Here is an 11,983-nt window from a genome sequence, read left to right on the forward strand (position 1 = left end):
ATCTCCCCCACAAGGGGGGAGATTGGCAGCTTCGCTGTCTGCTCTTAAATCAGCTTCTCCAGCGTGATCGGCAGGTCCCGCACCCTTTTCCCGGTGGCGTGGAACACCGCGTTGGCGATCGCCGGCGCCACGCCAACAATGCCCAGTTCGCCGACCCCCTTGCCGCCAAGCACCGAGGAGTGCGGATCGGGAATACCGACCGAGATCACCTCGATATCGGGAATGTCGGCATTCGTGGCGATGAGATAGTCGGCGAGATTGTTGTTGACGATGCGCCCATGCCGGCGGTCGACGATGCCTTCCTCGAGCAGCGCCTGGCCGATGCCCATGATGATACCGCCCTTCCACTGGCTTTCGGCGAGCTTGGGGTTGTAGAGCCGGCCCGAATCCAGCGCCGACACCACACGCGACACACGAACCGTGCCAAAGTCCTCGTCGACGCGCACTTCGATGAAATGCGCGCACCAGCTGTAGCGGGAATAGTCGCCCTCGGTGTGTGGCAGCGCCATGGCTATGGTGGTGTAGTTCTTGTAGCGGTCCTCGACCGTCGAATTGGCCGGCATGGTGTCGCCCTTCGCCTCGATATGCTCGCGCCCGACGCTCCTGAGCAGTTCGGCGATGGAAACTTCAGGGCCGTTGCCGCGCGGTGAAGCGATGCGGCCATTGGCGACGACGAGCGTGTTGGCCTGCAGCGCATGGAACGGCGAAGCCGGATCGCTGATGGCGAGCCCGATCAGTTGGTCGAGCGCGGCACTCGTCGCCTTGTGGACGGCGCCGGTCATCACCCCGGCCAGCCGCGAACCGCCGGTGACGCCGGCTCGCGCATAGCGGGAATCGCCAAGCTTGACGACGACGTTTTCCGCCGGCACGCCCACCACCTCGGCGGCGGTCTGCGCCAGGATCGTGTAGGTGCCTTGCCCCATGTCGATCGATGAGCTTTCGACCTCGACCGAGCCGTCGGCCAGGATGCGCACCATGGCCTCGCCATAGGCGCGCCGCACCGGATAGGTGCCGGCGGCGACACCCCAGCCGATCAGCTGGTTGCCGTCGCGCATCGAACGCGGCCGGGGGTTCCGCTTCGACCAGCCAAAGGCTTCGGCGCCGGCGGCGAAGGCCTCACGCAGCTGCCGTGTCGACCACGGCTTCTTGGCATGCGGGTCCTGCTCGGCATAGTTCCTGAGCCGGATTTCCAGCGGATCGATGCCGGCCTCGTAAGCGAGCTCGTCAATGGCGCTTTCGATGCCGAAGGCGCTCGGGTTCTCGCCCGGCGCGCGCAATGCCCCCGGCACCACCGTGTTGACCCGCACGACGTTCTGCCGCGACGAGAAATTCGGCGTCGCGTACATGACCGAGGTGACCGAGCCGAGCGGCTCGACCCACATGCCGTCGACAGAGGTCTCGTTGACGCCGCGATGCACGATCGACTGGATTTTGCCGTCGCGATCGGCGCCGAGCGCTACCGTCTGGCGCGTCGCCGCCCGTCCGCCATAGGCGGTGAAGGTCTGCGGCCTGGTGACCGCCAGCTTCACCGGCCGTCCCAGCATTTTCGCGGCCGCTGCCGCCACCGCGCCGTAGCCATAGGCGAACGCCTTGGACCCGAAGCCGCCGCCAATATAGGGCGAGACAAGGCGCACATTCTCGAACGGCACGCCAAACCATTCGGCATAGGTCCGCGCCATGCCGTCGACCCATTGACTCGGCTCCCAGACCGTCAGCTGGTCGCCCTGCCACTTTGCGATCAGGCCATGCGGCTCCATCGGCGCCTGGTATTCGCGCGGCGTGTTGTAAGCGTTGCAGATCCTGACCGGAGCCGAGGCGAACGCTGTCTCCGCCTCGCCCCATTCCTTGGTCATGGCGTCGACCGGGATGCCGTCGCCGGCCTTCGGATCGCTGAGGTCGACGATCGCCGGCGCCTCGTCATAGGCGATCTTGACCAGCGCCGCGGCCGCTGCCGCCTGCTCGAAACTCTCGGCCACCACCGCCGCGACATGCTGGCCGCTGAAGGTGATGTCGCGCGCCAGCGGGCAATAGGCGACATCCGGCGGCGGCGTGCCCAGCCAGTCCGTTGCGGTTCTCAGCGGCAGGATATTGTCAGGCGTCAGCACCAGCAGCACGCCGGGCGACGCTTCGGCCGCGGCCGTGTCGATCGAACGCACCCGGCCGGCGGCAATGGTGCTCTCGACCAGCACCGCATGGGTAAGTCCCTCGAGCTGCTGCTCGACGGCATATTTGGCGGCACCGGTGATCTTGGCCGGGCCGTCGACGCGAGACAGCCGGCCGCCGACCTGATCGGCGAGGACGGCACCGTCCGAAGCGTCGCCGTGTTTGGCATCGCCGGGTCTTGCTCTCAACTCGTGAACGGTCATGCCGTTTCTCCCATTTTTAGGATGGCGCGGGTGACGACGCGCGGCGCCAGTTGGATCTTGTGGTGGTTGGCGCCATGGTCGACGGCGCCCTCGACGGCGAGCAGGCTGGCTTGCCTGACGACCTCCGGCTCGAGCACTTTGCCTTTCAGCGCCTCTTCGACGGCGCGGGCGCGCCATGGCTTGGTGGCGACGCCGCCAAGCGCGACGCGAAGATCGCGGATCGTCCTTCCGTCGGCCTCGAACTCGATACCGACCACGGCACTTGCCGCGGCGAATTCATAGGACTGGCGGTCACGGACTTTGAGATAGGTCGAGCGGCGGGCGGCGGCCGAAGCGGGAATGCCGATCGCGGTGATCATCTCGCCGGGCTCGATCGCATGTTCGTTGTCGGGCGTGCTGCCCGGCAGCAGAAAAAAGTTATCGACGGCGATTTGGCGGTCACCGAGATGGACGATTGCGTCGAAAGCGGCGAGTGCAACCGCCAGGTCGCCGGGATAGGTGGCGATGCAGGCCTCGCTGGTCCCGAGCACGGCATGGCCGCGGGTGACGCCGCCGATAGCCGAGCAGCCGCTGCCGGGCGAGCGCTTGTTGCAGGCGGGAAAATTCGCCGGGTCGCGGAAATAGGGGCAGCGCGTACGCTGCATCAGATTGCCGCCGATCGTCGCCATGTTGCGCAGCTGCGCCGATGCCGCCTGCCACAGCGCCTCTGAGACGGCAGGGAACCCGCTCTTGATACCGGCATGGTCGGCCACGGTGCTCATCCTGGCCAGCGCCCCGACCGTGGCGCCCCGGTCATCGATCACGATCGTGTCCAGTCCGGTGAGATGGGTGATGTCGACCACGATCTCGGGTTCGGCAACGCCGCATTTGGCGAGATCGACAAGCGTCGTGCCGCCGGCGAGCAGCATGGCGCCGGGCAGTGCTGCTGCCTCACGCGCTGCGTCGACCGAGCCGGCACGGAGATACGAAAAGTCCCTCATGATGTGGCCTCCACGGCTGCCTGGCGCACGGCGGCGACGATATGCGGATATGCGCCGCAGCGGCAGAGATTGCCGGCCATGTATTCGCGGATCTCCTCATCGGAGCCGGCATGGCCTTCGCGAATGCAGGCGACCGCCGACATGATCTGGCCCGGCGTGCAATAGCCGCACTGGAAGGCATCCTGTTCGAGGAAGGCGGCCTGCACCGCATGTAGCGCGCCATCCTCCCCGGCAAGCCCTTCGATGGTGGTGATGGCACGTCCTTCGGCCTGCGCGGCAAGAGTCAGGCAGGCCAGCACGCGCTGGCCGTCGATATGGACGGTGCAGGCGCCGCACTGGCCTTGGTCGCAGCCCTTCTTGGTGCCGGTCAGGCCGAGATGATCGCGCAAGGCGTCGAGCAGGGTAACACGCGGCTCTGCCTCGAGCTCATGTCGATGTCCGTTGATTTGAAGTTGGATCGGAGTTCGGGTTTTGCTTGTCATGGGGCGTCTGGCTCCAGTTGCTTGACGCGAGAGGGGATGATCTGGCGCCCGGCCAGCGAGCGGCAAGGTCAGCTTATGGCTAGGTGAAGGCTAATCTCCCCTTGCGGGGAGATGCCCGGCAGGGCAGCGGGGGTCCGCTTGGCTTGATGCGACCTCCGGGAGGGCCGCGGTTTGCGAGGTTGAAAGACGTGACATACCCGATCCCGTGATTACATGATCCCGTGATTACATGATAAAGGCGCTCCACAAATCGGAGGCGCCTCCGTTTATTAACTAGGGGCCTGCTCCGCCCTGTTCAAGCCCCGGATCGAAATTGATCGAAATTGGAGAAAATTGGGGGCGGGCAGCCAGCCGTCATGCCGGGAGACAAAAAAGCACCACCGGCCCAAGCCGGTGGTGCTCTCTGGACTGTCTGTAGGGGCAGGACAGTCCAATGATCCTGAGGGGATCGCGCTCAACGTGGGCTCATTTTTGCCCCACGGCATCGGCCGAACAGATGAGGAGTGCCGGCCGCGAGGAAATATCCTCCGTCGTCACCCGCCGTGCACCGGAGGCGGGCAAGATGCCTCGCCTGCCGGAACGCCGGCCCAAACTCGATCCTGTGATTATAGTTACTTGCGATTATATTTGTCGGAGACGTAACGAAGGTGGAAGAGTCTGCGTTCTTGAAACGGGGCCTGCCTATCCGGTTATGCTTCGGATCAGCACTGGAGAAGAAATTGGCCGCGGAGCCGCCCGTCATACCTGGAGACAAAACCGAAACCGCCGTTGCAAAACCGCTGCGCGCCGACGCGCAGCGCAACCGCGACGCGCTGGTCGAGGTCGCGGCAAAGGCCTTTGCCGCGCATGGCGTCGACGCCTCGCTGGAGGAGATTGCGCGCCAGGCCGGCGTCGGCATCGGCACGCTCTACCGGCATTTCCCAACCCGCGAGCATCTGGTCGAGGTGGTTTATCGGCGCGAAGTGGAAGGGCTGTGCCAGGCGGCCGACGAACTCGCCCACGATCATTCGCCCGACGTGGCGCTTGAACAATGGATGCAGCGCTTCGTCGACTACATCGCCACCAAGCGCGGGCTGTCGACAAGCCTGCGCATCCTGCTCACGACCAACTCCACCCTGTTCTCCGACGTTTCGGGCAGGGTGACGCTCGCCTTGCGGCGGCTGATCGATGCCGCGGTCGCCGACGGCTCGATCCGCAGCGACGTCGATGCCTCCGACGTGCTGCATGCGCTGGGCGGCATCTATTCGGCCCCGGACACCAAGGACTGGCGCGACCGCTCGCGCCGATTGGTGTCGCTGCTGATGGATGGGCTGCGGTTTGGAGCGGCCAAATCCCGCCCATCCAAGGAATAACGAATGCAGTGACTGTCCTTATTTCAGCGAGATGCTCATACCGCTGAGATCGGCATTGACTTGCAGGCCTACCTGCCTGCCTGTGAGTTCGAGTTGGGCACCCTTGTCATTGGTCATGACGATCACCTGGGCTCCTTTGCCGAGCGCGCCGCCACCGCCCGCTGCGCCGTAAACCCCCGTCACATCCCGGGCGCGCCGTATGTGGCGCACGGTACCTTTGAAATAGGTCTTGGAGGCACCGAAGGCGAGGCCGCCCGAGATGCCGCCGACCGAGATGGGATACCGGCGACCATGGAAGGTCAGTGTGCCCTCGCCTCCGGCGCCGCCGATGAAGAAGGCCGCCTTGTAGATGGCGAAGCGGATCGTACCGCTGTCGGCATGTGCGACGCTGGCAAAGCTAACTGCCGCCGCAGTTATGACGGCAACCGCGACTGAACGAAATCTGGACGAAATCTTCATGATGAGAACTCCTCAAGATCGCCGCATGCCCAGCCGGCCGGGCACGTCGGCGCCGTATCAAAGTCATAGCTGAACAGTCTCGCCCGTCATTGGTTCCAAGCACGCGGCCTGAATCCGGCTGCGAGAAGACCGCTACGAAACGAGGCGGATGGCGAGCGTAGTCCTGGCTGTAAGAACATGACTGATGGTGGGGATGATCGTAGGTGTTGAGGCGGAATGGTATTAGTCTGCGCTGTCCTGGGGTTTCGGGAGCGCGGCAAAGGAATGGATTTCAACTCACGGCATGGCTACCTCCTGATCGGCGGCCTTATCCTGGTCGGTGCCGGGCTGCTGGTCCTTTCGCTGATCGTCAATCTTCGCGTGGCGCACAGCGTGCGCGACGACGTACGCCATCGTGAAAAGCTGCTGGAATATTATCGCAACATCTTTTCGCAGCTGGGCGTGATCATGATCGGGATTGGCGTGTCCCTGTTCATCTTCTTTTTCCAGCAGAATTATCAGGACCAGCGCAAACGCGAAGCGGAGCTCCAGCAGGTTCTCGCCAAACTGGCGGCACGTGTTGCCCGCGGCAGCGCTGTCGTGGAGGCCCTCGGCGAATTCGACGCGCTGCTGGATGATGGTGGTGCTTATGTCAGTCCGGAACACGGCGGTGACAACGCCGCTGTCAGCGCCCACGGAACGGCGCTCGCCAAGCAGGTTTCCCAGATCCTTCTGGTCGAGCGCGACGTCGATGTTCAGGGGTTCGATATCCTGAATCTGTCGCGCGATTTCGAAGCATCGTTCGTCGTCAACGAGCTCAACCCAACGCTATGGTTCAACGTCGTCCGGGACGAGAGCGACATCAAATATGCCACCACCCAGATGGCCCTTGATTACAAGGACCTGCAGGATGCGATCGGCGGCGAGCCTATCGAGGTTGCGATCGCCAAGCCCGAAAAGGAGCGGAAGATCAAGCAGGAGGTGCTCGACGTGTTTTATGATGCCGACCTCCTGCGCCAGCGCAGCAGGCGGTTTCTCGGCCGCGCGTGCTGGCTTTTCAGCAAGGGGCGCGACTTCGTCAAGCTTGCACCGGCCAATGAGATCGAAGCCGATGCCACGTCGCACCAGGAATGGATCGATCGGTCAAAAGGCTTCCTGACGCAGTTGAAGTCGGGAAGCGGCGATTGCTTCAAATTGCTCCAGTTCGGCCCGGCATCCTGAACCGGCAAGCATCGCCCGCCCGGCGGCGGCTAATCCCCCACGCGTTGCAGCGTGCCGAGACGATTGTCGTCGAGAAATTCGACGGTCATGGCCGACGCCTTGCCGTCGGGGCCGAGGGCAAAGCTGACGGCCGAAGGCCTGTCCGGCATCTCGGCATCGGGGAAGGTCACGAAGAGGTCGCGGTTGAAATGCTTCAGTGGATAGGACCGCGCACCGGCAGGCCCGACCTTGAGGACAAGAGCGTCTCCTTCGCCTGACACAATAGCATCGCCGATGAAGTCGTTGAAGTAACGGCCCGCATAGGCGCTGGCCGGCGCCGCCGGACTTGCTGGAGAGGGCGGCGCGGCATAGGTAGCCTTGGCCGCCGCAATCACCGGGCCGAACATGCCTGCATAGATATCATTCCAAGCCTTTACCTTGTCCTTTCCCAGCGTTCCGTCGAAGACGAGATCGGCGAAGCTGTCGGACAGTCCCTCCGGCACGCCTGTCGGAAAGGCGTTGGCGATGACGACGATGCCAAGCTTCTCCTCGGGAAAGAGCATCACCAGACTGCGGGCGCCGGCGCTGAAGGCGCCCGCATGACCCCAGATCGGTCCGTGCCGGCCGAATTCGACATTCCAGCCGAGGCCGTAGAAGGCCTCGCCTCCGGAGACGGGGTTCTTGCCGCGAACCATCAAGGGAATATGTGTCTGGTCCAGCGCATCGGCGGCAATGAGTCTCTTGCCGGCGTAGTCCCCGTTGCCGAGCACAAGGCGCATCCATTGCGAGAGGTCGCGTGCGGTGGAACTGACGCCGCCTGCTGGCGCCTGCGCATCCGGATAGCGCTGGACCTTGGCGGTCCACGCGCCATCGATTTTGGCGTGGAGCTCGGCGCGGTTGGCGTGCTTGATGAAGTCCGAATGACGGGAACTGGTCGAGGCCATTCCAAGCGGACGGTAGAGCTTCTCTTCGGCGACCTCTTCCCATGATTTGCCTGTCGGCTTCGCGGCCGCGACGGCACCCTCGGTCAGTCCGAAATTGCTGTAGGAATAGCCCGCGCGAAAGCTGGATGACGGCGACACGAACCGCAGGCGGCGCAGGATCTCCGCGCGGTCATAGCCGATGTCCTCGAGGTCGTCGCCGGCGGTGCCGGGAAGCCCGCTGCGGTGTGCAAACAGATCGCGGACCGTGAGTTCGCTGGTCGGATAGGGCTGAGCGAGCCGGAAAGCCGGATCGAGGTCGGCGATCTTGGAATCCCACGAAGCGATCCCGTCGCTGACCAGCGCCGCCACGACGGTGGCGGAGACCGGCTTGGAGAGCGAGGCAATCTGGAAGACCGTGTCGGCATCGACGATCTCCGGTTTTCCGGCTTCGCGATGCCCGAACCCCTTGAGGAAGATCACCTCGTCGCCGTGCACGACGCCGATGGCCAGACCGGGCACGCTACCATCCGCGACGACGCCTTCGGCAAGCAATTCGAGCTTCGACAGAGCGGCGGCGATCCTGTCGGGTGGGATGGTATCGGCCGACGCCGCCTTCGGCAAAAGCGTCATGATTGCGATGAAGGCCAACATCCTCCACCGGAGGTGATTCCGGTTTATGAACAGCCGCATGCTCAGCCCCTCCGCTTCACCGGCGTGCACTATTGCAGGCCGACGCAGGGAAGGCCAGCCTCACCCTCGACCCGCCATCCATTGACGGATGTCCGCATCACACCAGTCGAAATTCAGACAGCCGCGCCTGAGCTAGGATGCAGCGCGCAGGCGGAGGCGCCGCCTGCCGGCGCGGGCCTTCTCCGCCACCGCGGCGGTGATCTCGACCACGCCGTCTTCACGCGGTCTGGCGTTGGTGACCTTGTGGAGCCGCTCATAGGGCAACAGTTCCTTGACCCGGGCTTGAAGCGACGCGACTTCGGCTCGCAGATCCTCGCATTCCTGCCTCTGGACGTCGAACTGTATCTGTTCGGATGCCTGTTGCAGAGAAAGCTGCGAAAAATTTGCGCTGATTGCGGAAAGGTTCATCTTGTCGTTTTCGCTCTCTTTCATGAGAGCAGACAATTTTTGCTCGACAATTTGCCTTTCGGCCACCGCGTCGCTCGCTTGGGCCTTGAGCCTGGCGATCTCGCTGGCGGCTTCGCTGTTCTGGTTGGAGGCGGCCTCCAGCCGCGATCGAAGGTCCTCGATTTCAGAACGCAAGCCGGTCATCTCCGCGACACTGCGTGCAAGCTCGGCTTCCCTGTCACCGTCCCTGAGGCGGGCTGCTTCCGTTATTTCCGATAGCTTCGCCTGCGCCATATCGAGCGATTTCTGCAGCCGCATCTCCTCTTTCTCGCTCTTGCCAAGCGCGGCCAGCAGTTCCGAAAGCTGCGCGGCATCATTGGCATGGACAGTCGAGAGTTCGTCCAGCCTGTGCCGGGCCTCGGCTTCCCGTTTCAGCGCCTTGTCGAGGTCGATCGACAAGCTGACATGTTTCTCCCGCAGCATTTCGTTCTCGCGCGAGCGTCTGTTGGCCTCGACGGCTCTGGCTGAGAGTGTTTTGACAAGCTCGCCGAACTCGGCCTCGCGTTTTGCGCTCGCATTGCCTGCCACGACAAGTTCCAGCCTTGCCGCAGCCAGCGCGCCGCGAAGTGCTTCCTTGTCCTCGACCAGGCTTGCCTCGTGCTGCTGCAGGGCCTCGATAGCGCTGTCGCGCTCGCGCTGCTTTCTGGTTGCATCGTGGAGCTGTTCGGACAGCACCCTTTGCTGCGCGGTCAGGCCAGTATTTGCCAGCTCCAATTCGTTGGCGCGAAGAATGTCGCCGTGGAGCAGTTTTAGAAATTCGCCCGTCAGATGATGCGAGGTCGCGATCTCCGACAGTTTCGCATTGATCTCCCCCAGATACTCCTGCGCGTCGTGAAAGAGCCCATCGACCGCGCTTAAGGCAGCCAGCCGGGTTTGCGTATGGGGGGACAGCCGTCGTGCGGTCTCGAAGGCGTCCGCATTGGCCTCGATCTGCGAGCTGTCATCCGTTGCCCCGAGATTCTCATCCGATACCGTCTCATCCGGCACAGTGACGTCGTTCAGCGGCGGCTGATCGTCCACGTTGAGACATTCGCTAAACGCATCCGCCAAATCGGTTTCGAGCTCCTTGAACGCTCTTTCCACAGTCTCGGCACGCTTGATCAAACCTTTGAAATTCATGACCGAATATCCCTCTCGTGCAGCGCCGTTAAGGAGCGGACTTTCAACTCTTGACCTCGCCTCCCCGAATACGGGGTTCATCTCCTGACGTGCGCTCTGGCCGACGCAGGCTAGGGACAGGCTTGGCCACTGTCCTCGTGTGTTTGAATGACGTAAAGCCGTGTTCTGCCGCGCTCCATACCCGAGGCGTTGGCACCGCTCGCAAAATGCCACTCATTTCACCCGAGACGGATATGAAGCGGCGCAAGCCTGAGAATCGCCTGGTAATTGTCTTAAGGACCGGCCGAGCGCCTCGGTGTTCTGCAGCAGCTACAAGGTCACGGCCTAGGACGACGCGTGTCACTGCCGAGAGGCCTGACCTAATAAATGATTGTGTTGAATACGTTTCGCTGATTAGCTGCTGTGAATAGACCAGGGACAAGACCGACAAAATGTTGTCCCGGGAGGACCGCGATGCCGGTGCTTGAGGTTCGCCACGTCTCCAAGAATTTCGGGGCTATCCAGGCCCTGACCGACGTCAGCTTCCAGGTGGAGCGAGGCGAAGTCGTTGGTCTCATGGGGGATAACGGCGCCGGCAAATCGACGATAGTCAAGACGGTGGCCGGGAATTTTCCTCCGAGCGACGGCGAAATTGTAGTCGAGGGCGAGGTGTGCCACTTCCACCAGCCTGTGCAGGCCCGCGCCAAAGGGATCGAAGTTGTTTATCAGGACCTGGCGCTCGCCGATAACTTGACAGCCGCGCAGAACGTCTTTCTGGGGCGCGAGATCAAGAAAGGCTTCTGGCCGATCAGGATTCTTGACAAGCAGGCGATGATCGATCGCTCGGCTGCGCTGTTCAAGGAACTCAAATCGGAAACCCGGCCGCGCGACCTCGTCAGAAAGATGTCGGGTGGGCAGCGCCAGGCGGTCGCCATCGCGCGGACCCGACTTTCAAATGCCAAGCTGGTGCTGATGGACGAACCAACGGCCGCCATCTCAGTGCGCCAGGTGGCGGAAGTACTCGAACTGATCCGGCGCCTCAAAGCACAAGGAGTCGGCGTCATGCTGATCAGTCACCGAATGCCTGATGTGTTCGCCGTGGCAGATCGTATTATCGTCCTCAGGCGGGGCTCAAAAGTTGCCGACAAGCCAGCCGACAAAACGTCGCCCGAGGAAATCACTGGACTGATAACGGGGGCCATCCGTGGCGAATAGTGTTCAGGAGTCAGTTGGCGTTCAGGGCTCAGTCGAAGAACATGGCCGGCCGGCCATGTCGGATTTCGTTCCGACCAAGGAAAAAACAGTTCTCCAACGTGTGATTTCAAGTCAGCCCTTCTGGGTGACGATCGCGCTCATTGCGCTCGTCATGTTGATGACTGCGATGGAGCCGAGCTTCGGCACCTCTGAAAACGTCGCCAATGTGACGCGCAATTTCGCACCTTTCGGCATCATGGCACTTGGCATGACGATCGTCATCATCACCGGCGGCATAGATCTGTCGGTCGGCTCCGTCATGGGTCTCGTGGTCATCGTCGCCGGCCTGTTCCTCACCTGGCATTATCCCTGGTACGTCGCCTTCGCCATGGGCCTTTTCTCCGGTCTGGCGTGTGGCGCGGTCAATGGATTCTTTGTCGCCTATGTCGGGATGCCGTCCTTTGTGGTCACCCTCGGCATGCTGTCCGTCGCGCGCTCGCTGGCGGTCGTATTCTCGGCCAACCAGATGCTCTACCAGTTCGGGCCCGATGCCCCGATCGTAAAGGCAATCGGTCAGGGGAAATGGCCGCGGCATGGTCTGGACGACTGGGCACCGCATTGGATACCAGAACTGTCGTCACAATTCTGGACCATGGTGATCCTGGCCCTGATTGTCGGCTTCGTGTTTAACTTCACTGCCTGGGCCCGGCATCTCTTCGCCATCGGCGGCAATGAGGAGGCGGCACGGCTCACCGGCGTTGAACGGCGAGCACCATTGCGCCAAGCGCGACGGCGGCCGTGAGCAGATGTTTT

General features: G+C 62.8%; 10 protein-coding genes. 4 read left to right on the top strand and 6 right to left on the bottom strand.

What is annotated here, in order from left to right:
* Positions 1-44: 44 nt before the first annotated feature.
* The 3 genes from NKH78_RS24440 to NKH78_RS24450 are packed head-to-tail and all read right to left on the bottom strand — an operon-like array spanning position 45 to position 3,828.
* Positions 45-2,366 (bottom strand): xanthine dehydrogenase family protein molybdopterin-binding subunit, encoded by a 2,322-nt coding sequence (locus tag NKH78_RS24440; protein WP_352740124.1) that lies wholly within the window; start codon positions 2,364-2,366, stop codon positions 45-47.
* Positions 2,363-3,346 (bottom strand): FAD binding domain-containing protein, encoded by a 984-nt coding sequence (locus NKH78_RS24445; protein WP_352740122.1) that lies wholly within the window; start codon positions 3,344-3,346, stop codon positions 2,363-2,365. Before NKH78_RS24445 ends, NKH78_RS24440 begins: the two co-directional genes overlap by 4 nt.
* Entirely contained in the window at positions 3,343-3,828 is a 486-nt protein-coding gene (locus NKH78_RS24450) for a (2Fe-2S)-binding protein (protein WP_352507171.1), read from the bottom strand. The genes NKH78_RS24445 and NKH78_RS24450 overlap by 4 nt, the downstream gene beginning before the upstream one ends.
* A 719-nt stretch (positions 3,829-4,547) precedes the next feature.
* Here NKH78_RS24450 and NKH78_RS24455 point away from each other — a divergent pair.
* Positions 4,548-5,180: a TetR/AcrR family transcriptional regulator gene (locus tag NKH78_RS24455; protein WP_352705635.1), complete on the top strand. Its 633-nt coding sequence runs from the start codon at positions 4,548-4,550 to the stop codon at positions 5,178-5,180.
* An 18-nt stretch (positions 5,181-5,198) separates the two neighbouring features.
* Here NKH78_RS24455 and NKH78_RS24460 read toward each other — a convergent pair whose 3' ends face one another.
* A complete protein-coding gene (locus NKH78_RS24460; RefSeq protein WP_352507169.1) occupies positions 5,199-5,639 on the bottom strand; it encodes a lipid-binding SYLF domain-containing protein in 441 nt (146 codons plus the stop codon).
* 264 nt (positions 5,640-5,903) lie between these two features.
* On the opposite strand from NKH78_RS24460, the gene NKH78_RS24465 reads away from it, so the two are divergent.
* Positions 5,904-6,839 carry a hypothetical protein gene (locus NKH78_RS24465; protein ID WP_352740121.1) on the top strand — a complete coding sequence of 312 codons (936 nt, stop codon included), beginning with the start codon at positions 5,904-5,906 and terminating at the stop codon, positions 6,837-6,839.
* Between the two features lie 29 nt (positions 6,840-6,868).
* Here NKH78_RS24465 and NKH78_RS24470 read toward each other — a convergent pair whose 3' ends face one another.
* Positions 6,869-8,392 (bottom strand): serine hydrolase, encoded by a 1,524-nt coding sequence (locus tag NKH78_RS24470; RefSeq protein ID WP_502896214.1) that lies wholly within the window; start codon positions 8,390-8,392, stop codon positions 6,869-6,871.
* A gap of 171 nt (positions 8,393-8,563) precedes the next feature.
* Positions 8,564-9,997 carry a coiled-coil domain-containing protein gene (locus NKH78_RS24475; RefSeq protein ID WP_352756019.1) on the bottom strand — a complete coding sequence of 478 codons (1,434 nt, stop codon included), beginning with the start codon at positions 9,995-9,997 and terminating at the stop codon, positions 8,564-8,566.
* 453 nt (positions 9,998-10,450) lie between these two features.
* Between NKH78_RS24475 and NKH78_RS24480 the strand changes: the two genes are divergently transcribed.
* Together NKH78_RS24480 and NKH78_RS24485 are read left to right on the top strand one after the other, a co-directional pair.
* A complete protein-coding gene (locus tag NKH78_RS24480; RefSeq protein WP_254819718.1) occupies positions 10,451-11,191 on the top strand; it encodes an ATP-binding cassette domain-containing protein in 741 nt (246 codons plus the stop codon).
* A gap of 55 nt (positions 11,192-11,246) precedes the next feature.
* Positions 11,247-11,972, top strand: coding sequence for an ABC transporter permease (locus tag NKH78_RS24485; RefSeq protein WP_352884519.1), 726 nt, complete (start codon positions 11,247-11,249; stop codon positions 11,970-11,972).
* Positions 11,973-11,983: the final 11 nt, after the last annotated feature.

Origin of the sequence: Mesorhizobium sp. M0910, from assembly GCF_040319465.1 — a bacterium.
In the GTDB taxonomy this organism is placed as follows: domain Bacteria; phylum Pseudomonadota; class Alphaproteobacteria; order Rhizobiales; family Rhizobiaceae; genus Mesorhizobium.

Coding starts and splice junctions, on each gene's coding strand:
- NKH78_RS24450 (WP_352507171.1), bottom strand. CDS start 3,828: ATGACAAGCAAAACCCGAACTCCGATCCAACTTCAAATCAACGGACAT.
- NKH78_RS24475 (WP_352756019.1), bottom strand. CDS start 9,997: ATGAATTTCAAAGGTTTGATCAAGCGTGCCGAGACTGTGGAAAGAGCG.
- NKH78_RS24465 (WP_352740121.1), top strand. CDS start 5,904: ATGGATTTCAACTCACGGCATGGCTACCTCCTGATCGGCGGCCTTATC.
- NKH78_RS24445 (WP_352740122.1), bottom strand. CDS start 3,346: ATGAGGGACTTTTCGTATCTCCGTGCCGGCTCGGTCGACGCAGCGCGT.
- NKH78_RS24485 (WP_352884519.1), top strand. CDS start 11,247: ATGTCGGATTTCGTTCCGACCAAGGAAAAAACAGTTCTCCAACGTGTG.
- NKH78_RS24480 (WP_254819718.1), top strand. CDS start 10,451: ATGCCGGTGCTTGAGGTTCGCCACGTCTCCAAGAATTTCGGGGCTATC.
- NKH78_RS24470 (WP_502896214.1), bottom strand. CDS start 8,392: ATGTTGGCCTTCATCGCAATCATGACGCTTTTGCCGAAGGCGGCGTCG.
- NKH78_RS24440 (WP_352740124.1), bottom strand. CDS start 2,366: ATGACCGTTCACGAGTTGAGAGCAAGACCCGGCGATGCCAAACACGGC.
- NKH78_RS24460 (WP_352507169.1), bottom strand. CDS start 5,639: ATGAAGATTTCGTCCAGATTTCGTTCAGTCGCGGTTGCCGTCATAACT.